This window comes from Pseudomonas sp. A1230 (genome assembly GCF_044218825.1).
Classification (GTDB): domain Bacteria; phylum Pseudomonadota; class Gammaproteobacteria; order Pseudomonadales; family Pseudomonadaceae; genus Aquipseudomonas; species Aquipseudomonas iridis.
This window is the reverse complement of sequence record NZ_CP162582.1, coordinates 3,246,349-3,270,422: the sequence shown is the minus strand read 5'-3', so window position 1 is coordinate 3,270,422 and position 24,074 is coordinate 3,246,349. Positions and strand designations below refer to the sequence as shown.

General features: G+C 57.9%; 21 protein-coding genes. 14 read left to right on the top strand and 7 right to left on the bottom strand.

The window, feature by feature from the left end:
• Nucleotides 1–192: 192 nt before the first annotated feature.
• The 10 genes from AB4P97_RS15310 to AB4P97_RS15265 all read left to right on the top strand — a co-directional run bounded on the left by AB4P97_RS15310 (nt 193) and on the right by AB4P97_RS15265 (nt 9,622).
• Nucleotides 193–942 (top strand): electron transfer flavoprotein subunit beta/FixA family protein, encoded by a 750-nt coding sequence (locus AB4P97_RS15310; protein WP_007908338.1) that lies wholly within the window; start codon nt 193–195, stop codon nt 940–942.
• Nucleotides 943–944: 2 nt separating this feature from the next.
• The gene (locus AB4P97_RS15305; protein ID WP_042560399.1) at nt 945–1,874 is read left to right on the top strand and encodes an electron transfer flavoprotein subunit alpha/FixB family protein; all 930 of its coding nucleotides are present in this window, start codon (nt 945–947) and stop codon (nt 1,872–1,874) included.
• 80 nt (nt 1,875–1,954) lie between these two features.
• The gene (locus tag AB4P97_RS15300; RefSeq protein WP_395598277.1) at nt 1,955–2,776 is read left to right on the top strand and encodes a substrate-binding periplasmic protein; all 822 of its coding nucleotides are present in this window, start codon (nt 1,955–1,957) and stop codon (nt 2,774–2,776) included.
• Between the two features lie 9 nt (nt 2,777–2,785).
• Nucleotides 2,786–3,142: a DUF4398 domain-containing protein gene (locus AB4P97_RS15295; RefSeq protein ID WP_042560397.1), complete on the top strand. Its 357-nt coding sequence runs from the start codon at nt 2,786–2,788 to the stop codon at nt 3,140–3,142.
• On the top strand, nt 3,139–3,951 hold the full coding sequence (locus AB4P97_RS15290) for an OmpA family protein (protein WP_042560396.1): 813 nt from the start codon (nt 3,139–3,141) through the stop codon (nt 3,949–3,951). The genes AB4P97_RS15295 and AB4P97_RS15290 overlap by 4 nt, the downstream gene beginning before the upstream one ends.
• Before the next feature lie 201 nt (nt 3,952–4,152).
• Nucleotides 4,153–5,592 carry a PLP-dependent aminotransferase family protein gene (locus AB4P97_RS15285; RefSeq protein WP_042560395.1) on the top strand — a complete coding sequence of 480 codons (1,440 nt, stop codon included), beginning with the start codon at nt 4,153–4,155 and terminating at the stop codon, nt 5,590–5,592.
• A 78-nt stretch (nt 5,593–5,670) separates the two neighbouring features.
• On the top strand, nt 5,671–6,147 hold the full coding sequence (locus tag AB4P97_RS15280) for a hypothetical protein (RefSeq protein ID WP_042560394.1): 477 nt from the start codon (nt 5,671–5,673) through the stop codon (nt 6,145–6,147).
• Nucleotides 6,148–6,312: 165 nt separating this feature from the next.
• The gene (locus tag AB4P97_RS15275) at nt 6,313–6,567 is read left to right on the top strand and encodes a YkgJ family cysteine cluster protein (RefSeq protein WP_042560393.1); all 255 of its coding nucleotides are present in this window, start codon (nt 6,313–6,315) and stop codon (nt 6,565–6,567) included.
• A 41-nt stretch (nt 6,568–6,608) separates the two neighbouring features.
• Nucleotides 6,609–7,214: an START domain-containing protein gene (locus tag AB4P97_RS15270; RefSeq protein ID WP_047302533.1), complete on the top strand. Its 606-nt coding sequence runs from the start codon at nt 6,609–6,611 to the stop codon at nt 7,212–7,214.
• 314 nt (nt 7,215–7,528) lie between these two features.
• Entirely contained in the window at nt 7,529–9,622 is a 2,094-nt protein-coding gene (locus AB4P97_RS15265; RefSeq protein WP_042560391.1) for an LTA synthase family protein, read from the top strand.
• Between the two features lie 69 nt (nt 9,623–9,691).
• Here AB4P97_RS15265 and AB4P97_RS15260 read toward each other — a convergent pair whose 3' ends face one another.
• On the bottom strand, nt 9,692–9,850 hold the full coding sequence (locus AB4P97_RS15260) for a DUF3309 family protein (RefSeq protein ID WP_181818456.1): 159 nt from the start codon (nt 9,848–9,850) through the stop codon (nt 9,692–9,694).
• Between the two features lie 279 nt (nt 9,851–10,129).
• Here AB4P97_RS15260 and AB4P97_RS15255 point away from each other — a divergent pair, with 279 nt between their 5' ends.
• From AB4P97_RS15255 to csrA, 3 genes are all read left to right on the top strand, one after another.
• Complete coding sequence (locus AB4P97_RS15255; protein ID WP_042560390.1) at nt 10,130–10,945, top strand: SDR family oxidoreductase; 816 nt, start codon at nt 10,130–10,132, stop codon at nt 10,943–10,945.
• A 63-nt stretch (nt 10,946–11,008) separates the two neighbouring features.
• On the top strand, nt 11,009–11,341 hold the full coding sequence (locus tag AB4P97_RS15250; RefSeq protein WP_003226957.1) for a YnfA family protein: 333 nt from the start codon (nt 11,009–11,011) through the stop codon (nt 11,339–11,341).
• Between the two features lie 148 nt (nt 11,342–11,489).
• On the top strand, nt 11,490–11,675 hold the full coding sequence (csrA, locus tag AB4P97_RS15245; protein WP_047302530.1) for a carbon storage regulator CsrA: 186 nt from the start codon (nt 11,490–11,492) through the stop codon (nt 11,673–11,675).
• 4 nt (nt 11,676–11,679) lie between these two features.
• Here csrA and AB4P97_RS15240 read toward each other — a convergent pair whose 3' ends face one another.
• The 6 genes from AB4P97_RS15240 to AB4P97_RS15215 form a co-directional block, all read right to left on the bottom strand.
• Entirely contained in the window at nt 11,680–11,907 is a 228-nt protein-coding gene (locus AB4P97_RS15240; RefSeq protein WP_003236706.1) for a YheU family protein, read from the bottom strand.
• Nucleotides 11,908–12,109: 202 nt separating this feature from the next.
• On the bottom strand, nt 12,110–13,300 hold the full coding sequence (locus AB4P97_RS15235) for an osmoprotectant NAGGN system M42 family peptidase (RefSeq protein WP_042560387.1): 1,191 nt from the start codon (nt 13,298–13,300) through the stop codon (nt 12,110–12,112).
• Nucleotides 13,301–13,462: 162 nt separating this feature from the next.
• A complete protein-coding gene (gene ngg, locus AB4P97_RS15230; RefSeq protein ID WP_395601290.1) occupies nt 13,463–15,211 on the bottom strand; it encodes an N-acetylglutaminylglutamine synthetase in 1,749 nt (582 codons plus the stop codon).
• 3 nt (nt 15,212–15,214) lie between these two features.
• The gene (locus tag AB4P97_RS15225) at nt 15,215–16,987 is read right to left on the bottom strand and encodes an N-acetylglutaminylglutamine amidotransferase (RefSeq protein WP_042560385.1); all 1,773 of its coding nucleotides are present in this window, start codon (nt 16,985–16,987) and stop codon (nt 15,215–15,217) included.
• Between the two features lie 223 nt (nt 16,988–17,210).
• Nucleotides 17,211–18,719: a dermonecrotic toxin domain-containing protein gene (locus AB4P97_RS15220; protein ID WP_395601289.1), complete on the bottom strand. Its 1,509-nt coding sequence runs from the start codon at nt 18,717–18,719 to the stop codon at nt 17,211–17,213.
• On the bottom strand, nt 18,703–18,987 hold the full coding sequence (locus tag AB4P97_RS15215) for a hypothetical protein (RefSeq protein WP_395601288.1): 285 nt from the start codon (nt 18,985–18,987) through the stop codon (nt 18,703–18,705). Before AB4P97_RS15215 ends, AB4P97_RS15220 begins: the two co-directional genes overlap by 17 nt.
• Nucleotides 18,988–19,238: 251 nt before the next feature.
• Between AB4P97_RS15215 and AB4P97_RS15210 the strand changes: the two genes are divergently transcribed.
• Nucleotides 19,239–24,071, top strand: coding sequence for an NEL-type E3 ubiquitin ligase domain-containing protein (locus AB4P97_RS15210; protein WP_395601287.1), 4,833 nt, complete (start codon nt 19,239–19,241; stop codon nt 24,069–24,071).
• Nucleotides 24,072–24,074 lie beyond the last annotated feature (3 nt).

Genomic DNA, 24,074 nt, shown 5'->3' with positions numbered 1-24,074 from the left:
GGCGCGCAGTTTACACACCGTGAAGAGGCATGACTCGTCGGTCACCACTGACGAACGGTCACAGCACTTCGCAGCGTGGAATCACCGCGTATACAGGCCGGCGTTTTTAGAGGTGCCCTTGTAGCCCGATGAGCATCAACCGCCAGGTTCGCCTAGGCGACTTTCTTTTCACCGGAGAGTAACGAGGAATCCATGAAGGTTCTTGTAGCTGTCAAACGCGTTGTGGATTACAACGTCAAGGTTCGCGTCAAGGCGGACAATTCCGGCGTAGACCTCGCCAACGTCAAGATGTCGATGAACCCGTTCTGCGAAATCGCAGTGGAAGAAGCCGTACGCCTGAAAGAGAAAGGTGTTGCGACTGAAATCGTCGTCGTCTCCATCGGCCCGACCACCGCTCAGGAGCAGCTGCGTACCGCACTGGCTCTGGGTGCCGACCGTGCCATCCTCGTCGAATCCGCTGAAGATCTGACCTCGCTCGCCGTGGCCAAGCTGCTCAAGGCTGTGGTCGATAAGGAACAGCCTCAGCTGGTGATCCTTGGCAAACAAGCCATCGACAGCGACAACAACCAGACCGGTCAGATGCTCGCTGCACTGAGCGGTTATGGTCAGGGCACGTTCGCCTCGAAAGTCGAAGTCTCCGGTGACAGCGTTGCCGTGACCCGCGAAATCGACGGCGGCGCGCAGACTGTTTCGCTGAAACTGCCGGCGATCGTCACCACCGACCTGCGTTTGAACGAGCCGCGCTACGCGTCCCTGCCAAACATCATGAAAGCCAAGAAGAAGCCTCTCGAAGTGCTGACTCCGGACGCTTTGGGCGTTTCCACCGCCTCCACCAACAAGACCCTGAAAGTCGAAGCGCCGGCTGCACGCAGCGCAGGCATCAAGGTCAAGTCGGTGGCTGAACTGGTCGAGAAACTGAAAAACGAAGCGAAGGTAATCTAATCATGACTATCTTGGTAATCGCCGAACACGACAACAAAGTGCTGGCTCCGGCCACACTGAACACCGTGGCTGCTGCTGCCAAAATCGGCGGCGACATCCACGTTCTGGTTGCTGGTCAAGGCGCTGGCGCCGTGGCTGAAGCCGCTGCGAAAATCGCTGGTGTGAGCAAAGTACTGAATGCTGATAACGCCGCTTACGCGCATCAGTTGCCGGAAAACGTTGCTCCGCTGGTCGCAGAACTGGGCGCTGGCTACAGCCACATCCTGGCTGCCGCCACCTCCAACGGCAAAAACATCCTGCCACGCGTTGCTGCGCAGCTGGACGTTGATCAGATCTCCGAGATCATCTCGGTAGAAAGCGCTGACACTTTCAAGCGCCCGATCTACGCCGGTAACGCCATCGCTACCGTGCAATCGACTGCTGCGATCAAAGTGATCACCGTGCGTGCCACCGGTTTCGATCCGGTTGCTGCTGAAGGTGGTTCGGCTGCTGTTGAAGCTGTTGGCGCTGCACACGACGCCGGTACTTCGAGCTTCGTGGGTGAAGAGCTGGCGAAGTCTGATCGTCCTGAGTTGACCGCTGCCAAGATCGTCGTTTCCGGCGGCCGCGGCATGCAGAACGGCGACAACTTCAAGCACCTGTACGCCTTGGCCGACAAGCTGGGCGCTGCTGTAGGTGCTTCGCGCGCCGCAGTCGACGCAGGTTTCGTACCGAACGACATGCAGGTCGGTCAGACCGGCAAAATCGTTGCGCCACAGCTGTACATCGCCGTCGGTATCTCCGGCGCGATCCAGCATCTGGCCGGTATGAAAGACTCCAAAGTGATCGTTGCGATCAACAAGGACGAAGAAGCGCCGATCTTCCAGGTAGCTGATTACGGTCTGGTAGCAGATCTGTTTGAGGCAATCCCTGAGCTGGAGAAGCTGGTCTAATCCAGCGGCTTCACTTATAAAGAGCCCGACCTTTTGGTCGGGCTTTTTTTTGTCTCGGGTTTGAGTGGGAGCGTTTGGCTATGGATCTGCGCTGCGGATTGTTGTTGGGATTGGCGCTGTTGTCAGGATTGGCCTCGGCCGCGGGCAAGTGCGAGCGCCTCATCGTCACCGGCAGCCCGGATGCTCCGCCGTATCTGTGGCAGGATCCGCAAAACCCCAAGCAATTGATCGGTGCCAGCGCAGACCTGTTGCAGCAAGTGGCCAAAGACTTGGGCATCAAAGTCGAGTTGCTCTACGCCGGCAAGCGCTCGCAGGCCCTCGATGAGGTGCGCAGTGGGCGCATGGACATGCTGGCCGATGCGTCGCTGACGCTCAATGAGCTGGAGAACCTCGACTACATCCATCCGCCGCTGCTGGAAAACGACTATCTGGTGTGGACCCGCAAAGGCTCTACGCTGACCTACGGCGAAGCCAGCGACCTGCACGGCCATACCGGTGGCGTGTCGGAAAAGTCTCGAATGACCCAGGCATTCGGCACTTTCGCCGCTCAGCAATTGACCCTGACCCGGACAGCAAACCTCACCCAGGCCTTTCAGAAACTTCTGCTGGGTGAAGTGGAATATGTACTCGCCGGACGCTACTCGGGCATGGCCGCCGCGCAGGCGTTGGGCATGGCCGATGACCTGCTGGCGTTTGAACAACCGATCGACCGACCCGGCCTGTTCCTCGCGGTTTCCCACAACTCGGCGTGCAACGATCCGTGGTTGCGCGGACAGCTGGCCAAAAAGATGACAGAATTGCCCGCGTCCGGACTGACGGAAGCCGCGCTGCAACGCAATATCGAGCGCTGGAAGGCGCAGCAGCAACAGCCGCAACTGCCTGTCAGTGCCCCAAAACAGTAGGGATTCTTAGTGAGTATTCGACCTCTTTTCGCGGCTGTGGCCGTTCTGGCCATGGCCGGTTGCGCGACCGATCCGGCACCCATTGAACAAATGCGTTTGACCGAGCAGGCCATTGCCCAGGCCAAGGCCGTCGGTGCCACTGGCGATGACGTGCCTGAAATGAAACTGGCCGAAACCAAGTACAACCGGGCCAAAGGGAACATGGCAGACGAATCGTTTCGGAACGCGCGCATGCGTTCCGAACAGGCTGAACTCGACGCACGTCTGGCAGAAGCCAAAGTGCTGACCCAGAAAAGCGAAGAACAGTTGAATGTGCTTAACACCCGCATCGTCCGTCTGCGCAAGCAACTGGGAGATGCCCAATGAGCCTCAAATCCAAAGTCCTCGGTGGTCTGATTCTCGTCGGTTGCGCGAGCCTGTTCGGCTGCGCCGGTCAGCACAGTGAATCCGCTTTGCAAGAGGCTGGCGCCGACTTCCAGAAGGTCAAGGAAGATTCCAACGTGCTGCGCATTGCGCCGAAAGACGTGATCCGCGCCGGAGAGTCTCTGGCCCGTGCCGATCGCCTGTCCACTTACTGGGGCAGCGGTTCGGACGTGGTGCACTACGCCTACCTGAGCCAGCGTTATAGCGCGATTGCCCGCGAGCACACCAATCAAGTGCTCAACGAAGAGCGTGCAGCCAAGCTCGAACTGGATCGTCAGCGCCTGCAACTGGCCCTGCGTGAATCAAAACTGCTGAGCGTGCAGCAGCAGGGCAAGTGGCTCGAAGAGCAGATTGTTGCGCTGGCCACCACGCAGACTGATCGTGGTCTGGTGATGACCTTGGGTGACGTGTTGTTCGACACCGGTGAAGCGGAGCTGAAAAACTCGGCCAACCGCGTTGTTCTGAAGATTGTGCAGTTCCTGCAGTTGAATCCGAAGCGCGTAGTGCGTATCGAGGGCTACACCGACAGCACCGGCGGCAAACAGGAAAACCTCAAACTGTCCCGCGACCGCGCGCAGTCGGTGGCCGATGTGCTGATGGACCTGGGCATCGACGACAAACGTATTCAGGTCGAAGGTTACGGTGACGAATACCCGGTGGACGCCAACGCTTCCGAGCGTGGGCGAGCGCAGAACCGTCGTGTGGAAATTGTGTTCTCCGACGAAAAAGGCCAGCTCGGCGCCGCCCGTTGAGGGTTGCGTCTCTGGAAAGCCCGGACTGTCATGCAGTGCCGGGCTTTTTTACGCCTGTGCAATAGCGCGCAAATCGGTACAGTTGTGGCAGACAACGCACTGTATGGTCGTCTATGGTGACAACTGTCCCAGTACACTTCTAAACTGTTCCGGTATTGTTTCACACAAGAATAAAATGCCCGTGAAATCGAGTGCTGCGTCATGACCAATCTCTTGCTCTACCAACGTATTGCTCAGCAACTGGCCGAGGACATCCGCCGTGGTGTCTATCAACCAGGGGAGCGCGTGCCTTCGGTACGCAAGATGAGTTCGCAGCTCAACGTCAGCCATGCGACGGTGTTGCAGGCTTACGCCAATCTCGAAGATCAGGGCCTGATTCGCGCCAGACCGCAGTCTGGTTATTACGTGCACCAGACGCCCGCGCTGACGGCACCGACGCCGGATATCGCCCGGGTCGAGCGGCCAGGGCTGGTCACGCGCAGCAGCATCATTCAGCAGGTTCTGGTCGAGTCGCGCCGCGAAGGCGTTTTTCCGTTGGGCGCCGCAGTGCCGAGCGTGGACTATTTACCGGTGCGGGCGCTGCACCAGCAACTGGCCAAAGTCACTCGCTTCCACAGCCCGCGAGCGTTCAGCTACATGTTCAGCCCCGGCTTCGAACCACTGCGCCGGCAAGTGGCGATCCGCATGCGCGACGCGGGTGTGGTGGTCGACCCGTCTGAAGTGGTGATCACCCACGGTTGTGTCGATGCGTTGCAGATGTCGCTGCGCGTGCTGACCCGCCCGGGCGATCTGATCGCCGCCGAGTCGCCGACCTATTACGGACTGCTGCAACTGGCCGACCTGCTGGGCCTGAAAGTCATAGAGATCCCCAGCGATCCCGCCACTGGCATGAGCCTCGAAGCACTGCAGCTGGCCGCCAACCAGTGGTCGATCAAGGCGTTGGTGTTGACCACGCGCCTGAGCAATCCCCTGGGCGGCACCATGCCTGAAGAGCGGCAGAAACAACTGCTGCGCCTGGCGTCGGATTTCGATATCCAGATCGTCGAAGACGACATCTATGGCGAGTTGATGTTTGAACAGGGCCGCACCAAGGCCCTCAAGGCGTATGACCGACTTGACCGAGTGATCTATTGCTCGAGCTTCTCCAAGACCCTGTCGCCCGGTGTGCGGATCGGCTGGATGATTGCCGGTAAGTACCAGCAGGAAATCCAGCGCTTGCAGACCTTCAGCACCCATTCGGCGTGCAGCGTGACGCAGATGGCGATTGCCGCCTATCTTGAGAACGGCGGCTATGACCGGCATTTACGGTACATCCGTCAGGAATACCGGAAAAACCTCAGCGCCTTCCAGTTGGCGGTGCAGCAGCACTTCCCCGAAGGCACGCAAATGACTAGGCCCACGGGCGGTTTTATCCTCTGGGTGAGTCTGCCGGGGCGGGTCAATACTCAGGAATTGCACGTGCGCGCGTTGCAGCAGGGCATCAGTATCGCGCCCGGCCTGATCTTCAGTAATACAGAGCAATTCAACCACTGTATCCGCCTGAACTGCGGCATTCCGTGGAACCGCGAGGCGGAGCGGGCGTTGATGACCCTTGGAATGTTGGCAACCCAACTGTGTCAGGAAACGGCGGTCGGTTTCTGAACGAAGGTACGGACAGACTTGTCTTGTGACGCTCAACAAGCGAGCATATGGCCCTCTGCCGTTAGTGTCGTTGGGTTCATGAAAGCGATTTTTTCTGCCGCCGGGATTGTCCTTTGCTTGCTGATGATCAGTCATTCGCCGGGTGTCATGGCGGCTGCGGTCCAGGAAAAACCAGCCGCGGCGGCGACCCAGAAGAAAGCGCTGGCGAGCCAAACAAATACGCCGGCTAATGTGCAGAAGAAGAAAGCTGCGCCGGTAAAGAAGCGTCCACCAGTGGCTTCCAAGTCGAAATCTGCCAGCGAAGTGGCGAAAACCAAACTGCCGTCAGCCAGACTCGACTTGAGCTTGCCCAAGGACATGGTTGAAGAGTTGAAACCAATCGGCACAGTCAATCTGCCCAAGCGCGAACCGATCCTGCCGCAAATGTTTGGCGAGAAGAACAGCGGGTTCCAGCTCAATGGCCGTTTACTCAGCAACGAAATGCAGTTGCAACTGCGCAATGACGAGCGTCGTGAAGTAGACGGCGCAGCCCTGGATTTTGAATTCAAGCAGTAAATCCAATGCATCTGTGAGCCCTGAACCAGACGCTTTGTCGGAGACTGGTCAGTCACATTCACTTATCCGTAAAAACCCCGGCGCAGGGAATTTTAAACAGCCGTTTTAGCGGTTACCCTGTCCGCGTCCCTTTCACACATCGCCCCTCGCGAGGATTTGTTCGTCATGAAATGCCGTGAAGGCTGTGGCGCCTGCTGCATTGCCCCCTCCATCAGCTCGGCGATTCCCGGCATGCCTGATGGCAAACCTGCCGGCGAACGTTGCGTGCAACTCTCGGTCGAAAACCTGTGCAGCATTTTCGGCCGCCCGGAGCGCCCGGCTGTCTGTTCGGGCTTTGCCGCCGATGTCGAAGTCTGTGGCGATAGCCAGGAAGAGGCGATCAAGTTGATCGGCTGGTGGGAGCAAATGACGGCGGCCTGATGTGTCAAACGAACGGAACTTCAACAATAAGGAAAAAGACTATGGGTTCGCTGCATCGTATTGCTGTGTTGTGTGGTTTGACCGCCGTACTGGCCACGTCGCTGGCGCAGGCTGAAGACTGGAAAGTCGCCAGGAACGAGGACGGCATCAAGGTTTCCCTGAGCGAAATCCCGGGTTCGGACTACAAGTCCTATCAGGGCGTAGCCTTGATGAAGACCACTGTCGCCAAGTTGCGCGCGCTTCAGGACGATGTGACGGGCGCTTGTGCATGGATTTACGAATGCAAAACCCAGAAGCTGCTCAAGCACGAAGGTGATCAGAGTTGGACTTATACCCAGTTCAATACGCCATGGCCTGTGACTCCGCGTGATTCGGCAACGCATGTCACCACCGTCGAAGGCGCCGATGGCAGTCTGACTCGTACTCTTGAAGGTGTGCCGACGTACATTCCGGAAGAAAAAGGGTTTGTCCGCGTGGCCCAGGTCAAGGGTTTCTGGAAGTTCGTACCCAAAGGCGATCAGGTTGAAGTGACCTATCAAGTGCACACCGAGCCAGGCGGCAGTGTCCCGGCGATGGTTGCCAACAAGTTCGTCGTTGATGCTCCGTTCAACACCCTTAAAGCTCTTAAAGAGCGGGCCGAGAAGTAATTCCCGTCTTCAATGAAACGCCCCGATCGATTCGGGGCGTTTTGTTTTGCGGTTTATATTGTGTTTCCAGATATGCGTTGAACGAAATTTTCACAACGCGTTCAAGACAATCCGCCCGCGCTATTTCCAGGCTGTCCCGTGGTCATTACTTCAAATGAATGTGTCTGGTGACAGGGCAGTAATCAATGGCAATGGTGCCGGTGATCGTGCAACATTTGCGCACTGCGCACGCCCCGGGGTCTGGAATGACCAATAGAGGGCATGGCGCCGCTGTATTTTTTGCAACTTCAACTTCCAATGGGTCCTAAAACGACATGGCAAACCCGGACGCCCTGAATCAGCAGCGATCTTCCAGTCGCCTGCTGCAACCGACCGTCAAATCGCATCTGGCCTACACGCTGCTCTGTGCGCTGGTCATGATGGTGATGTTTTCCGTGCTGCGCCTCGCGCTGCTGGTCTACAACCGCGAGATGATCCTCGACACCCCGGCCGCGACGTTCCTCGAAGCGTTCGCCAACGGCTTGCGTTTCGACCTGCGCCTGGTGGTTTACCTGAGCATTCCGCTGGTACTGGCGCTGTTCAGTGCCCGCGCCATGGCGGCGCGCGGCTTCTTCCGGCTGTGGCTGACCGTTGCGTCGAGCATCGCGCTGTTCCTCGGTCTGATGGAAATGGACTTCTATCGTGAGTTCCACCAGCGCCTCAACGGTCTGGTGTTCCAGTACGTGAAGGAAGACCCGAAAACCGTGATGAGCATGCTCTGGTACGGTTTCCCGGTGGTGCGCTATCTGTTGGCGTGGGCTATCGGCACGGTGATTCTGACGCTGGCGTTCAAAGGCGCCGACCGTGCCACGCGTCCGCGCGGGCCTTTCAGCGGTGGCACTGTCAGCTCCCGTCAGGTGGCGCCGTGGTACACCCGTCTTGCGGTGTTCGTGGTTTGTCTGCTGATTTGCGTGGTCGCTGCACGCGGCACCCTGCGTCAAGGCCCGCCAATGCGCTGGGGTGACGTGTACACCACCGACTCCAACTTCGCCAACCAGCTCGGCCTTAACGGCACGCTGTCGTTGATCGCTGCCGCCAAGTCACGCATGGGCGAGGACCGCGACAACATCTGGAAAGCCACGCTGCCGCAAGAGCAAGCGCAGCAAATCGTCCGCGACATGCTGGTCATGCCACAAGACAAACTGGTCGATGCCGACATCGCTGCAGTGCGCCGTGACTACACGCCGCCTGCCGACAAGACACTACCGATCAAAAACGTTGTCGTGATCCTGATGGAAAGCATGGCCGGTCACTCGGTCGGCGCATTGGGTGCACCGGGTAACATCACGCCGTATCTGGACAAGCTGTCGAAGGAAGGTCTGCTGTTTGATCGCTTCTTCTCCAACGGCACGCACACCCACCAGGGCATGTTCGCGACCATGGCCTGCTTCCCGAACCTGCCGGGTTTCGAATACCTGATGCAGACCCCGGAAGGCAGCCATAAGCTGTCTGGCCTGCCGCAGTTGCTCAGTGCCCGTGACTACGACGATGTCTACGTCTACAACGGCGACTTTGCCTGGGACAACCAGTCGGGCTTCTTCAGCAACCAAGGCATGACCAACTTCGTTGGCCGTAACGACTTCGTCAACCCGGTGTTCTCCGATCCGACGTGGGGCGTGTCCGATCAGGACATGTTCGACCGTGGCCTGCAGGAGCTCAAGGCGCGGGAAAACGGCAAGCCGTTCTACGCGCTGCTGCAAACCCTGTCCAACCACACGCCGTACGCCTTGCCGACGCCATTGCCGGTTGAGCGCGTGACCGATCGGGGCTCGCTGAACGAGCACTTGACCGCCATGCGTTACTCCGACTGGGCGCTAGGCCAGTTCATGGAGAAGGCGCGCAAAGAGCCGTACTTCAAGGAAACCCTGTTCGTCATCGTCGGTGACCATGGTTTCGGCAACGAGCGCCAGATCACCGAAATGGATCTGGGTCGCTTCAACGTGCCGATGCTGATGATCGCACCAGGCATCCAGGAGAAGTTTGGTACGCTCGACCACACCGTGGGCACGCAGATCGACATCGTGCCGACCATCATGGGTCGCCTCGGTGGCGAAGTACGTCATCAATGCTGGGGTCGGGACTTGCTCGATCTGCCGGAAGGCGATACCGGTTTCGGTGTGATCAAGCCGTCGGGCAGCGAGCAGACCACTGCGATCGTTACCGCTGACCAGATCCTCGTGCTGCCGAGAGACAAGGATATGGGGCCGAAGATCTGGAATTATCAGTTGGGCGCGAATCCAGGTGCTCAGGTAGTGCCGAATGCACCGCGCACTGCCGAGTTGAAGCTCAAGCTCGAAGCGTTCCTGCAAACAGCGACCAAGAGCCTGATGGACAACACTGCCGGTGTAATCCACGGCAAGCCGGACTGATCCAGCTGCAAAGATCCGCACAATAAAAAAGAGGCCCTGAAAAGGGCCTCTTTTTTTATGCCTGGATCGTTATATCCGACCGAGTAACAGCAGCACCAGCAGCACGACCAACACCACGCCGATAATGCCCGATGGACCATAACCCCAACTTCTGGAGTGCGGGAAGACCGGCAGACCACCGATCAGCAACAGGATCAGGATAATGATAAGAATTGTGCCCATGGTGATTTCCTTGTTGATAGCGTTCGAGAAGTCTTGGTATTCCAGGGCGACTGGAGATTAACTAATTCCAGACGGCTTACAAATTCCGACCGGTATGAATGAAAGAAAATTCAATGTTTTTTTAAGGTATTTGGATTGCTTGCTTATTTCCTTTTAAAGGCATCGATCTTTTGATCTTTACGCCACGGTTTGCCCTCACCATTCAGCAATCTGATAGAGCGTGGGTGGGCACCGTTCCTTCGCTACACTCGGCGAATCTTTCCCGGAACAACAAGGCTGTCTGCTATGCAAAATCGCATGATGATCACTGGCGCGGGCTCAGGCCTGGGTCGCGAAATCGCGCTGCGCTGGGCGCGTGAAGGCTGGCAACTGGCCTTGTCCGACGTCAGCGAACCCGGTCTGCAGGAAACCTTGAAACAGGTCCGTGAGGTTGGCGGCGACGGTTTTATCCAGCGCTGCGATGTGCGTGATTACAGCCAGCTCACCGCGTTCGCCCAGGCTTGCGAAGAGAAACTTGGCGGTATCGATATCATCGTCAACAACGCCGGTGTCGCTTCCGGCGGGTTCTTCAGCGAACTGTCGCTGGAAGACTGGGACTGGCAGATAGCGATCAACCTGATGGGCGTGGTCAAGGGCTGCAAGGCGTTCCTGCCATTGCTTGAGCAAAGCAAAGGCAAGATCATCAACATCGCCTCCATGGCGGCGCTGATGCAAGGCCCGGCCATGAGCAACTACAACGTCGCCAAGGCGGGGGTGGTGGCATTGTCGGAAAGCCTGTTGATCGAACTGGCGCAACAGGAAGTCGGCGTGCATGTGGTCTGCCCGTCGTTCTTCCAGACCAACTTGCTCGACTCGTTCCGTGGCCCGACCCCGGCGATGAAAGCGCAGGTCGGCAAGTTGCTGGAAAGTTCGCCGATCAGTGCAGCGGACATCGCCGAGTACATCTATCAGCAAGTAGCGGCCGGCGAATTCATGATCTTGCCCCACGAACAAGGGCGCATGGCGTGGGCGATCAAACAGAAGAATCCGCAACTGCTCTACAACGAGATGACCTCCATGGCCGATAAAATGCGCGCCAAGGCCAAACAAAACAACGGTTGATCTTGTCCGTAGCACTTCCCGTCGTTAGGGTGGCCGCAATGGTCACCCTGTCGAGACGCGATAATGCTCAATTACTTGTGGTTCTTCCTCGCGGCATTATTTGAAATCGCCGGTTGTTTCGCCTTCTTCATGTGGCTGCGTCAGGGCAAAAGTGCGCTGTGGGTAATCCCGGCGCTGCTCAGCCTGACGTTGTTTGCGCTGTTGTTGACGCGCGTTGAAGCGGCCTACGCCGGGCGTGCCTATGCCGCTTACGGCGGGATCTACATCGTGGCGTCCATTGGTTGGCTGGCCGTGGTCGAGCGGGTTCGGCCATTGGGGTCGGACTGGATCGGCGTGGCACTGTGCGTGATCGGTGCCAGTGTGATTCTGTTCGGGCCGCGCTTTTCTGCTGCTTGAGATGAGGGCTGTTTAACAATTTGCGGGAAACGTCTGAAGGGCGGCGCGCTGAAGGGTTGTAGGGCATTACTGATTTGCCCGCGATGCATTGAACCGGCGCCGTAAGCCGCGCATCTTCATTGCTCGCTAACCCTGAAGGACGAATCTCATGCTTGTACTCAGCCGTGTCGTTGGTGAGTTGATTTCAATTGGTGACGACATCACCGTGCGCGTTCTGTCAGTGAACGGTGCAAGTGTGCGCTTTGGCGTCGAGGCACCCAAGAAGGTCAATGTGCATCGCGCGGAAGTCTACGAGCGGATCCAGCGCAAACAGGCCCTGGAAAAGGCCCGTTGAGGTTTCAGTCAAACAGATGCTTGGGCACGTCATGCTTGAGCATCAACTGGCACTGCTCGCTGTCGGGATCAAAAACAATCAATGCCTGGCCCTTGGTCAGCGCCTGACGCACACGCAGAACACGGGTTTCCAGCGGAGTGTCGTCGCCGTTGTCGGTACCGTCGCGGGTGACGAAATCTTCGATCAGGCGGGTGAGGGTGTCGACTTCAAGAGCGTCGTAAGGGATGAGCATGGGCACCTCAGCTAAATCAATGTCGCGATGCTACGGCGATTGATCTTCGCCTGCCAGTTTTGTGTTGTCTTGGCCGGCGCCATCGCCGGCCAGCCAGCTCCCACAGTGACTGATGCTGTACGCAAAAGTTGTGTTCCACCCAAATAACGGTGGGAGCTGGCTGGCCAACGATGGGGTCAGTCATGGCACTACAACATCTGGATCAATTGTCTGAACGCTGTCCCACCAGACTGTCAACCGGTGGCACCCGCGTATCGCTTTCCATCTGCGTGTCGTGCTCGATCTGATGACTGAAGCGATCCAGCGAAGCATTCGCCGGCGCCGCGTCGCTGGCGAATACCGGCGGGCTCAGGATATACGCCCCGAGCAAGCGGCTCAGCGCTGCCAGGCTGTCGATGTGCGTACGCTCATAGCCGTGAGTCGCATCGCAGCCAAAGGCGAGCAGGGCGGTGCGGATGTCGTGGCCGGCGGTCACCGCCGAATGCGCGTCGCTGAAGTAATAACGGAACAGATCACGGCGCACCGGCAACTCGTTTTCACCGGCCAGGCGCAGCAGGTGCCGCGACAGGTGATAGTCGTACGGCCCGCCGGAATCCTGCATCGCCACACTCACGGCGTGTTCGCTGGAGTGCTGCCCCGGCGCGACCGGTGCGATGTCGATGCCGACAAACTCACTGACGTCCCATGGTAAGGCCGCCGCTGCACCGCTGCCGGTTTCCTCGGTGATGGTGAACAGCGGATGACAGTCGATCATCAGTTCCTGACCGCTGTCGACGATGGCTTTGAGTGCCGCGAGCAGCGCTGCGACGCCAGCCTTGTCATCGAGGTGGCGGGCGCTGATGTGGCCGCTTTCGGTGAATTCCGGCAATGGATCGAACGCCACCACGTCACCGACATTGATGCCCAGCGACTCGCAGTCGGCCCGGGTTGCGCAGTAGGCGTCCAGGCGCAGTTCGACGTGATCCCAACTGATCGGCATCTCGTCAACGGCGGTATTAAACGCATGCCCGGAGGCCATCAGCGGTAACACGCTGCCGCGAATCACACCGTTGTCGGTGAACAGGCTGACGCGGCTGCCCTCGGCAAAACGGCTCGACCAGCAGCCGACCGGTGCGAGCGTCAACCGACCGTTGTCTTTGACCGCGCGGACCGCGGCACCGATGGTGTCCAGGTGCGCGGAAACGGCGCGGTCGGGGCTGTTCTTTTTACCTTTGAGCGTCGCGCGAATGGTGCCGCGTCGGGTCATCTCGAACGGAATGCCGAGTTCTTCCAGACGCTCGGCAACATAGCGCACGATGGTGTCGGTAAACCCGGTGGGGCTGGGAATGGCGAGCATTTCCAGCAGTACTTTTTGCAGATAGTTGAGATCCGGTTCGGGGGTTTGGAGGGTCATGGAAACTCCTGATGGGTTGAGCACATCGATGGTTTCGATGAGGAGGGAGAGTTTGCGTCGCTTGTCAGGCCCTCATCGCTGGCAAGCCAGCTCCCACAGGGGAATGCGGTCACATGTGGGAGCTGGCTTGCCAGCGATGGCGTCAGACCAGACAAAGCAGATTCAGGAAACAACCGGCTGACTGTGCGGAAACAACAAATCCACAAAGCGTTCAGCCGTGGGTTGCGGCTCATGGTTGGCGAGACCGGCCCGTTCGTTGGCTTCTATAAACACGTAGTCCGGCTGATCCGCCGCCGGCACCATCAGATCGAGGCCGACCATCGGAATGTCCAGCGCCCGCGCCGCCCGCACTGCTGCGTCGACCAGCGTTGGATGCAGAATCGCCGTGACGTCTTCCAGTGTGCCGCCGGTGTGCAGATTTGCCGTGCGTCTTACGAACAAATGCTCGCCGGCCGGCAAGATGCTGCTGTAGTCGTAACCCGCCGCATGCAGCGTGCGCTGGGTTTCATGGTCCAGCGGGATTTTGCTTTCGCCGCCTGTGGCCGCTTGCCGGCGTCGGCTCTGGGCTTCAATCAGCGCACCAATCGAATGCTGACCGTCACCGATCACTTCGGCCGGTCGACGAATGGCTGCCGCCACCACTTCAAAACCAATCACCAGAATCCGCAGATCCAGACCTTCGTGAAAGCTCTCCAAGAGCACACGGCTGTCAAACTGCTTCGCTGTTTCGATGGCCTGCTGCACCTCTTCGATGCTCTGCAAATCCACGGCGACGCCCTGACCCTGTTCACCGTCGAGCGGTTTGACCACCACCCGCTGATGCTCATCAAGAAACTCCAGATTGTCGTCAGCGTTGCCTGCCAGTTGCTGCGACGGCAGTTTCAGCCCGGCGGCCTTCAGCACTTTGTGGGTCAGGCTTTTGTCCTGGCACAGGCTCATGCTGATCGCGCTGGTCAGGTCGCTCAGCGATTCGCGGCAGCGTACGCGGCGCCCGCCGTGACTGAGAGTGAACAGCCCGGCGTCGGCGTCATCCACCTGCACATCGATGCCACGCCGATGAGCTTCTTCGACGATGATCCGCGCATACGGATTGAACTGCGCTTCAGGACCCGGGCCGAGAAACAGCGGTTGATTGATGCCGTTCTTGCGCTTGATTGCAAAGGTCGACAGGTTGCGGAAACCGAGTTTGGCGTAGAGGCTTTTCGCCTGACGGTTGTCGTGCAGTACCGACAGATCCAGGTAGCTCAAACCGCGACTCATGAAGTGCTCGACCAAGTGTCGCACCAGCACTTCGCCGACTCCGGGCCGCGAGCACTGTGGATCAACTGCCAGGCACCAGAGACTGCTGCCGTTTTCCGGATCGTTGAACGCCTTGCAATGATTCAGGCCCATGACGCTGCCGATCACCGCGCCGCTGTCCTCGTCCTCGGCCAGCCAGTACACCGGGCCGCCCTCATGACGCGGGGTCAGCAGCGCGGCGTCGATCGGCAACATGCCGCGCGCCTGGTACAGCTGATTGATCGCCTGCCAGTCCGCTTCGCTTTGCGCACGACGAATGCGGAAGCCACGAAACACGCGAGTGGCGGGGCGATAGTCGCTGAACCACAGGCGCAGCGTGTCGGACGGGTCGAGGAATAACTGCGTCGGTTCGAGGCCAAGAATCTGCTGCGGCGCGGCGACGTACAGGGCGATATCACGCTCGCCCGGCTGCTCGTTGAGCAGTTCCTGGGCCAATGACGCAGGGTCGGGAAACGTGTGACCGATCAGCAACCGGCCCCAGCCGCAATGCACGGCAATCGGGGCGGTGTTGAGTTCGCTGCCGTCTTCAGCCAGACGCGCCTGTAATCGTTCATACGACGGTGTCTGGCCGCGTAGCAGGCGTTGGTTAACGGCTGTGGCGTGAGGTTTCATCAATCAGATTCCTTGTTCACTGAGCCACAGGTTCAGGGCTGCCAGTTGCCACAGCTTCGAGCCGCGCAATGGGGTCAGTTGGCCTTGCGGATCAGTCAGCAATTTGTCGAGCATGGCCGGGTTGAACAGGCCGCGATCCTGACTTGGATCGAGCAGCAGTTCGCGTACCCAGCTCAATGTGTCACCTTGCAAATGCTTGAGGCCGGGCACCGGGAAGTAGCCTTTCTTGCGGTCGATCACTTCACTTGGAATGACTCGTCGCGCAGCTTCCTTCAGCACCTGCTTGCCGCCATCGGGCAGCTTGAACTTGCCTGGCACACGGGCCGAGAGTTCAACCAGTCGATAGTCGAGGAACGGCGTGCGCGCTTCCAGACCCCAGGCCATGGTCATGTTGTCGACACGTTTGACCGGGTCATCGACCAGCATCACCGTGCTGTCCAGGCGCAGGGCTTTGTCCACGGCGGCGTCAGCACCGGGCTGGGCGAAATGTTCTTTGACGAAGTCGCCGGCAGCGTCATTGGCGGTCAGCCATTTCGGTTGCACAGTGGCAGCGTAGTCGTCGTAGCTACGGTCGAAAAATGCATTGCGATACGCCGCATACGGGTCGGCTGCGCCATCCACCTGCGGATACCAGTGGTAACCGGCGAACAACTCATCGGCACCCTGACCGCTCTGCACAACCTTGCAATGCTTGGCCACTTCGCGGGACAGCAGATAGAACGCGATGCAGTCATGACTGACCATCGGTTCGCTCATCGCGCGGAACGCGGCGGGCAGTTGTTCGATGATCTCTTTCTCGTCGATGCGCAGTTGGTGATGCTGGGTGCCGTAGTGCTTGGCGATCAGATCGGAATACTGGAACTCGTCGCCGCGCTCGCCACCGGCATCCTGAAAACCGATAGAGAAGGTCGACAGGTTTTCCACACCGACTTCACGCAGCAGGCCTACGAGCATGCTCGAATCGACGCCGCCGGACAGCAACACACCGACATCCACCGCCGCACGTTGACGAATTGCCACGGCTTCGCGGGTGCTGTCGAGCACGCGGTCGACCCAGTCTTCGAGGTTGAGGTTTTTCTCGTCCTCGTGTGGGCCGTAAGGCAGGGTCCACCAGGTTTTCTGCTCGGTGGTGCCGTCGGCTTCAACACGCATCCAGGTCGCTGGCGGCAGTTTCTCGATGCCGGCCAGCAGGGTGCGTGGCGCGGGCACCACGGCGTGGAAATTCAGATAGTGGTTGAGCGCTACCGGATCGAGGATCGGGTTGATGTCGCCACCCTTGAGCAGCGCCGGCAGTGCAGAGGCGAAACGCAAGCGCTGGCCGGTGCGCGACAGGTACAGCGGCTTCACGCCGAGACGGTCGCGGGCGATGAACAGACGCTGCGCATCTCGCTCCCAAATGGCGAACGCAAACATGCCGTTGAGTTTGGGCAGCAGTGCTTCGCCCCAAGCGTGATAACCCTTGAGCAATACTTCGGTGTCGCCACCGGAATAGAAGGCATAACCCAGTGCTTCGAGTTCAGCGCGCAGTTCCGGAAAGTTGTAGATCGCGCCGTTGAAGGCCAGGGACAAACCCAGTTGACTGTCGATCATCGGCTGCGCCGAGCCGTCCGACAGGTCCATGATTTTCAGGCGACGATGGCCCAGGGCAATCGGCCCTTGGGCATGGAAACCCCACGCGTCAGGGCCGCGAGGGGCCAGGTGATGGGTGATTCTCTCAATGGCTGCAAGGTCTGCAGGTTGATGATCAAAACGTAACTCGCCAGCTAATCCACACATAAAATCCTTACCGGTTTTTCCGTTGGGGAGGGGGTCAAACGCTACCTCGCCAAAGGGCGGGTACTCAGAAACTGACCCGCCCCGGTATGTGGAGTTTTAGAACGATAAGTTATAAGCATCCCGTTGAGACAAACGGCAGCCACCGTTCTGGCCGGGCGCGTGTGCGATCCTGCTCAGGTCATGGTTTGTGTTCGACGAGTCGCCCGACCTGTGCGGTGGACGCTTATTTAGCCAACTCCCAACCTCGGTACATGACGTACGGGCGATAAGCGCTTTTATTGAATGGGTGGACCACTCGCCAACCCAGGAGGCTTGGCTTCACTTCATAGGCGCTGTCCTTGATCCAGATAAAGTACCTGCTGTTCAAGAGCAGGATCTGCGCTCCGTCTTCATAAGGTTGCCCTGAAGTCTTCAGTCGGCTTGCCACAACGTCTCGTTGCTGGTAACCGGCCAGATCGCGTTTCCATAGAAAAAGGCGTGTGTTTTCACGGTTGCCTACCAGCTCGAACGCGTTGAAGTAATCCGGTAACCGGGTTTGAGCATCGGAGTTTTCTTCGTCTTCGGCAGAAGAGGACGTGGGCTGCTGATTTCGCAACTCCTTCAGCTCCAGCAATTGCAGTAGCCCCTTCTTTTTTTCTTCAACTGTCCATTCTTCTACTCCGGTAAACAATTCGCTTAGCAGAGTATCCACAGGGGACGACCGCAGGCGCATGCGGAAGGAATAAGTGAGTTGTTCGGACACCGGCGGGCGTGGGTGCAAATGACTATTTGCACGCCGATTGGCATGGGTTGGCAGATTGACTTCATTGACGGGAACGGCAATTCGTTTGGTATCGGTTATAAATGTATTCAGGTTCAGGGTGGCAATATGGGCGAACAGGTTTTCGGCCTTCAACTTTGTCAGCGTTACATATTCTCTGCCGGACAAATCGATGGTCTCTACGCTCCGTTCTTTCCTGTCAACTGTGCGGGTATTCTTTGCTTTCTGTAATTCCTTTAGTTCAGCCAGGCAGGCCGCTTGGTCGACAAGGTTCATCCGGGATGCTAAAAATTTTGGCAGAGGTGTGTCGTTTTGCAGTAGGTATTCAAACTTCTGACGAAAATCATCCGGGCTGTCGTACACATAAAAGCCCGGCCCCCTGTCATTGGGGACATATAATATGTACTGGTTTTTCGTCGGGTCGTCTTTGCTCACTATCAGCATGACTGTGTTGGTGTCGTACTTGCCTAAAAGTTGAACGCTGTAAAACAGGATGCGTACTTTTTCAGGGGCGCTACCATTGGCAGTGTCGACTTTTTTATCTGTCAGGTTCTTTAGCGTCGACCAGGTTTCTTCATCGATATCCTTGCTGAAAAATTTGGTGTATGCCGCCAATTTCATGTTGAGCATGGCCAGTTGCACGGCATCTGCTCGGGCTTGCGCAGTATTGAACTTTTCCTCGATCATTTTCTGGTATTCGTTGCCAAGATCAAGGCTGCGGCTCAGCGCAGAAAATTCCTGGGCGGTGATTTTCTCCTTGGGAATATCGTCATCAGACGCGTCCTGAGGATTGAGCACGATTTCGCTGTCACTTGAGTAGTAATCGGCGGCGGCTTCGGTGTCCGTGAAGTTCAACATCGCAGCCTGCAGCAAGGTAATACTGTAATCCGCATCATCCGTGGAAGCTTTCGGTTTGAGCTTGATTTTGTGTTTGGAGGTGACCCAGGCTGGGTATTTAGTTCGCATCATCATGTTGAGCTTTCGCTTGCAGAAGATGCTGGGGGGGCTCGAGTGTTGAAAGAGACTGGTCGACAGCGTTCTGAAGAATAAACGCCTCTTCCAGTGCCGCACGATATTCATCAATCTTGCTTTTGTGCGAAGGTTCAAAGTTTTCCAGAGATGTGGCCAGGAAGTTTGCTACAGGCGTTGTCATGTCCTGATCGGTGATTTTTTTGAAAGCGTTGTTGACGACTTCATGGGCGTGATTGTTATTTGTCGAGTTGTCTGTCGGTGATGTCATGTAGGAAAGCTCATCTATTGGGTGTGGAGCTAGCCTACGGATGTTTCGTGGATAAATATAACTTCAATATTGAATGGTTTTAGGGTGTGTTTGTGCAAGACTTTGAAAGCTTGATATAGATATGTAGTGCACGAATGTTGTCGTTTTATGCTGCATATGATGTATCTGCGATATATCGTTATTGTCGGGTTGTAATTTGGTTTCAAGTCGATAGTTTTATTGGCTCCAACCTGCAATAAAGGATTATTGCCATGAAAACCGAAACGGAAAACTCCGGCCCGCAGCCGCCTGTTCAGAGCAAAGTTATAGGTGTCTTGCTCGAAGCCACCGGTGATCTGGACAGCGCCGAAGCATTGCAAAAAAGCCTGCCTGACTTATTGCTCAAAGGCTCGGCCACTGCATTGGTCGCACTCGATCAAACCGCCCGCGACCTTTACACCGTTCAGCTCAAGGTCGAAAAGGATTTGCGCCAGCTCAAACCCTTGCATGGTTTCTGTATCAGCGAATTGACCAGCGCACTGAGCAGCAGGTGGCCGGCGGTTTTTGATGTTGAAAAAGATCTGTTTAGTCTGCCGGGGGGCGAATGCGGTTGCACGCCGACATCGACCGACGACGCGGGTATCGAGACCTACCCGCATATCACTCAGACCTTGCTGCAAGCTGCGATGCAGAGCTTCACCAAAGACGAAGAGACTGACGATTATCCTCCCGGCAGCCAGGTGCGAGTGGTAAGTGCGCCCTCGGGGGTGGCCGGTTTGACGCCGGCGGCGTTTGCAAAATTCTGCCGTGAGCTGGATCTGGGTAAACGTTACCAGGAGCACTTTCAAAAAGTGTTCGGCCTCGTCGACAGCGCAGGCAAGGTGATGGCAACCAGTCCCATGACCCGCGACATCGCTACGATGAAAAAACACCTGTTGCAAATGGACATGCATCTGGCCGTGCTCAGGCAACACATCGCCTCGGCAACCTTGCAAACGGTGCAAAGGCTGATTACCGCTGACGGTGTGATATCTGCGAAAACCCTGCATTACAAGAATCGTCCGCTGATCATGCAAGGCATCGAGATACTCGACAGTTGCATCTGGGGCGTCGTGGTGTTTTCCGAGCGTTCGTTCGAGTTGTATCCGGACGAATGGTGCTTGGTGTACATGGCAAACGAGCCCGAGCGCCCGTTGTACGAGTACGCGAGTTTTACCGCGTTCAAGCAGTACCTCACGCAAAAAATGAGCGAGAAAAGCTATCAGCAATACCTGGCCAACAGCCTGGACGAAGATGACAAGGCGGACTTCTTCAAGACGTTGGCCAAGACCGCCGATCTGGGGCACATCAGGCAGTTATCGATCAGCCTCCCGCTGTTCGAATTCATGGTGCAAAGCCATGTAGGCAAGTTTCAGATCGACGCGCGCAAACTCGCCGTGCCGACGGCTGATATTGATGAAGACGTGCGCAAAAAACGCCTGCTCGATTTTCTCGAACTGGGTGTGACGGTGGCCACGGCTGCGGGTTTTTTCGTTCCCGTTGTCGGGCAGTTGATGATGGGCGTCGCGGTCGGGCAACTGCTGGCGCAGGTGTACGAGGGGGTCGAGGACTGGCAACGGGGCGATCACCAGGCAGCGCTGGCGCACCTGCTCAGCGTCGCGGAAAACATTGCGCTGATGGGCGTCTTTGTCGGGGGGCAGAAAGTGTTGGGGACATTGGCACGAAAATTACGGCGAGCCCATCCGGAGTTTTTCGGCCAGTTCACCGCCATTCTCGATCCGAAGGGTCAGCCGCGATTGTGGAAACCTGCTCTTGGGGCTTACGAGCATCAACTGCCCGCAGGGTTCACGGTGGCGGAGGACGCCGTGGAGCTGTATCAGATTCGCGACAAAAGCGTTGGTCGTGTCGATCACCAGGCACTGTCCGGGGTATTCGACCCGGCCACGAAGCGCTGGCAACTCGAACACCCTGTACGCGCCCAGGCATATGCCCCGTTGCTGGACCAACACCTTGAGGGAGGCTGGCGACTTCCGGCTGAAGATCCCGAACAATGGAACAGCGCACCCTACACCCTCAAACGCATCGATCCACGGCTGAGTGAATTCGTCGACAAGGATCTGGACGTGATGCGGCGACTTGGCGGCTGCACCCATGACGAGTTGAACCGCGCCTATATCGATAATCTTGCGTTGTCCCCCCGGTTGCGCGACACCGTGGAACGCATGCGGATCGAGCGGCAACTGGATCAACTGATCCGCGAACTGGAGAACGGTGAGACTCACTCCGGCCAGCCCTTGCCAGAACAACTGCACGACTTGCCGAAACTGCGCAGCTGGCCCACGGATCGTTACATCGAAGTCACCGATGCCGAAGGTGTTGTCAGCGCAACCTATCCGTCCAACGCTCCCCATGACGCTGCGCTGAGTGTGGTGGTCAGCCAGGCACAACTGCAGGAAGGGCGGCTGCTTGAGACTGTGATCAAGGGGCTGCATCCGAGAGAGGTCGAAACATTGCTCGGAGCCAAGGTCAGCGTCGGGCGCGAGCGAGAGGCATTGGCGCGCAAGCTGGGGGCGAGTTTCAAGGCTGATCGTCGTGGGGTTTTCGACCGCATGTATCAACGCTATGACCAGAGTGATGCTGACGAAGTGGGGAAGTTGCGTCGCGTATTTGCAGACATCCCGGCGCGTTATGCCCAGCGTCTGATTGATCAGGCGTCGAGTGTCGACCGTGTACATTTGCGAACGACCGGGCGGGTGTCTCTGCGCCTGGGAAGAAAAGTCCGCAGTGGCATGGCCGCGGTGCGAGTAGATCGCGCGCCGAGCGGATTCCATGTGCCGCAGGTCGCTAATCCCGACAGTGAAAAACTGGCCATCCAGTTGTTGCCTCGATTGAGTGGCTGGGATGCGGGGCTGCGTCTGACGGTGCGTGACAGGAGATTGACCGGGCCGGTTCTGGAAGCGATCGGCGATGAGTCGGCGCCCCTTTTGAATACGTGCACGCTGGTCAAGTCCAGCGCGGGCTATGAAGCGTTCGCCGGCGACGGCAAATCCCTCGGTCGTGTTGCGATAGGCCCCGACAGCCTCTATGCCGCTATCCTCAAGGCACTGCCACCGCGCCAGCGCCTGGGGGCCGGGTTTCCTGACCCTGTAGCCGCCGACAGTGCGCGGCTGCGCGCAAAATTGCTCGATGTCGGGCTGGATGAACGTGAGACCTGCGCGCAGATATTGGCCGACGGCAAGCTTGCGCCGAGGATCATTGAACCTGCCTGCCTTCAGGGCGATCCTGCGCCAGCGACGACGGCTCATCCGCGTGCGTTGCTGCGCAAGGTCAGAAAGCTCTACCCGCTATTCTCTGAGGCGCAGGCCCATACATTTCTCGAGCAACTGGGCGACGACCTGCTGACCCGGGCGACCCGAGTGCGGGCGCTGCGTCGTGACCTGGAGCAACTGCGCGATGTGCTGGAGCTCTGGAGCAATGATCAGGCGGACATTAAGGCGCTGGGCGGCGAGCCGCTTGAGGTGCAGCGCAGCCGTTGGTATACCGCCGAATTGATCGAAGACAGTTTTCGGCGGATCTTTCAGGCGACCGATGAAAGTGGGATATCCCGTTATGTGCTGGGTCTTGACGGGCTTCGTGTTGGGCGATTGCCCGAATTACCCGCCGAGTTGAACTTCGATCATATAAAGAAGCTGTCGCTGCAAAACATGGATCAGGGTGACAACATTACTTCGTTCCTCAAGTCCTTCACCCATGTCGAGTCGCTGGAGCTGGACAGTAACAATCTCTCCCGTTTGCCTGAAGTACTTTCGCACATGCCCAATCTCCGGCGCTTGAGCCTGGCCAACAACCAGATCAAGTTGACTGAGTACACCTTGGCGAAGTTGAGCTACCTGCGTGATCTGCAAAGCTTGAACCTCAATGGCAACCCGCTGGGGGCAACGCCGAACGTGAGCAATATGTTCGACCTGCATTGCCTGACCCTGCGCGAGACTGGCGCCACCGAATTACCCCTTGGCCTGGCGCGCCTGCCGTCGCTGGAGTGGGTGGATCTGCGTGATAACGCAATCAAGGTTCTGCCCAATTGGTTGTTCAGCACATCGCGACGTTTCAGCAGGGCACTGGATCTGCGAGGTAACCCCTTGTCGTTGAGCAGCCGCACGCATTTGCAGGACTACCGAAATAAGGTAGGCATCGGCATGGGTTTTCTGGAGAACGATATAGCGCGTCTGGACGAGCAGCAGGCGCGAGCATTGTGGTTTAACGAGGGCGCGGGTGAAGAATGGGCGCGACGTGACCGCATCTGGTCTGCATTCAATGATGACCCGCGGGCCGAGGGCTTGTTTCATTTAATGGCGGAACTGGGCAATACAGCCGACTCGCAGCGGGTCAATGAAGATATGCAGCGTCGGGTCTGGGAGGTGCTGGAGGCCGCTGAATCCGATGAGGCTCTCGGTGAACAGGTCCTGAGTCTGGCCGCCAACCCGATCAATTGCACTGACAGTGCTGCGGTGAACTTCAGCAATCTCGAAGTTGCCGTGGAGGTGAGTCGCGTGAAGCGGCTGGCGAAGGGGGGGAACAGCGTAAAACCTTTACTTGCTCTTGGCCGGGGCCTGTTTCGGCTGGACAAGCTGGATCAGATTGCCCGTGAACATGCGCTCACCCACACGGCTGCCGATCCGCTGGAGGTAACCCTGGCATATCGTATCGGGCTTGCCGAAGAACTGGAGCTCCCGGGCCAGCCGGGGCACATGCTGTTCAGCGGGTTGGGCCAGGTAACTGAAGCGGATCTGAGCGTGGCGAAGGACAGGGTGATTACGGCGGAACTGTCTTCCGAATGGCTGACTTTCATGGTGCGCCAGCCGTTCTGGTGCGACTACCTCAAGCGAACAATTCCCCGACAATTCGCCCGCATCGATGAGGTTTTCATGCCGGCCATGGAAAAGCTGTTCGAAAGGGAGAGCAAGCCTTCCTCCGCCGACTACCTGACCCAGATGGACGCGATCAAGCTCAAGCGCGAGCAGGCCGAAGAAGCGTTGCTCAAGCGCCTGACCACCGACGCGATACGCCTGGTGGATCTGGGCATCTGTGCGATGCCCGAGGTGTAACGG

Coding starts and splice junctions, on each gene's coding strand:
- AB4P97_RS15310 (WP_007908338.1), top strand. CDS start 193: ATGAAGGTTCTTGTAGCTGTCAAACGCGTTGTGGATTACAACGTCAAG.
- AB4P97_RS15305 (WP_042560399.1), top strand. CDS start 945: ATGACTATCTTGGTAATCGCCGAACACGACAACAAAGTGCTGGCTCCG.
- AB4P97_RS15300 (WP_395598277.1), top strand. CDS start 1,955: ATGGATCTGCGCTGCGGATTGTTGTTGGGATTGGCGCTGTTGTCAGGA.
- AB4P97_RS15290 (WP_042560396.1), top strand. CDS start 3,139: ATGAGCCTCAAATCCAAAGTCCTCGGTGGTCTGATTCTCGTCGGTTGC.
- AB4P97_RS15285 (WP_042560395.1), top strand. CDS start 4,153: ATGACCAATCTCTTGCTCTACCAACGTATTGCTCAGCAACTGGCCGAG.
- AB4P97_RS15280 (WP_042560394.1), top strand. CDS start 5,671: ATGAAAGCGATTTTTTCTGCCGCCGGGATTGTCCTTTGCTTGCTGATG.
- AB4P97_RS15275 (WP_042560393.1), top strand. CDS start 6,313: ATGAAATGCCGTGAAGGCTGTGGCGCCTGCTGCATTGCCCCCTCCATC.
- AB4P97_RS15270 (WP_047302533.1), top strand. CDS start 6,609: ATGGGTTCGCTGCATCGTATTGCTGTGTTGTGTGGTTTGACCGCCGTA.
- AB4P97_RS15265 (WP_042560391.1), top strand. CDS start 7,529: ATGGCAAACCCGGACGCCCTGAATCAGCAGCGATCTTCCAGTCGCCTG.
- AB4P97_RS15255 (WP_042560390.1), top strand. CDS start 10,130: ATGCAAAATCGCATGATGATCACTGGCGCGGGCTCAGGCCTGGGTCGC.
- AB4P97_RS15250 (WP_003226957.1), top strand. CDS start 11,009: ATGCTCAATTACTTGTGGTTCTTCCTCGCGGCATTATTTGAAATCGCC.
- csrA (WP_047302530.1), top strand. CDS start 11,490: ATGCTTGTACTCAGCCGTGTCGTTGGTGAGTTGATTTCAATTGGTGAC.
- AB4P97_RS15240 (WP_003236706.1), bottom strand. CDS start 11,907: ATGCTCATCCCTTACGACGCTCTTGAAGTCGACACCCTCACCCGCCTG.
- AB4P97_RS15235 (WP_042560387.1), bottom strand. CDS start 13,300: ATGACCCTCCAAACCCCCGAACCGGATCTCAACTATCTGCAAAAAGTA.
- ngg (WP_395601290.1), bottom strand. CDS start 15,211: ATGAAACCTCACGCCACAGCCGTTAACCAACGCCTGCTACGCGGCCAG.
- AB4P97_RS15225 (WP_042560385.1), bottom strand. CDS start 16,987: ATGTGTGGATTAGCTGGCGAGTTACGTTTTGATCATCAACCTGCAGAC.
- AB4P97_RS15220 (WP_395601289.1), bottom strand. CDS start 18,719: ATGATGATGCGAACTAAATACCCAGCCTGGGTCACCTCCAAACACAAA.
- AB4P97_RS15215 (WP_395601288.1), bottom strand. CDS start 18,987: ATGACATCACCGACAGACAACTCGACAAATAACAATCACGCCCATGAA.
- AB4P97_RS15210 (WP_395601287.1), top strand. CDS start 19,239: ATGAAAACCGAAACGGAAAACTCCGGCCCGCAGCCGCCTGTTCAGAGC.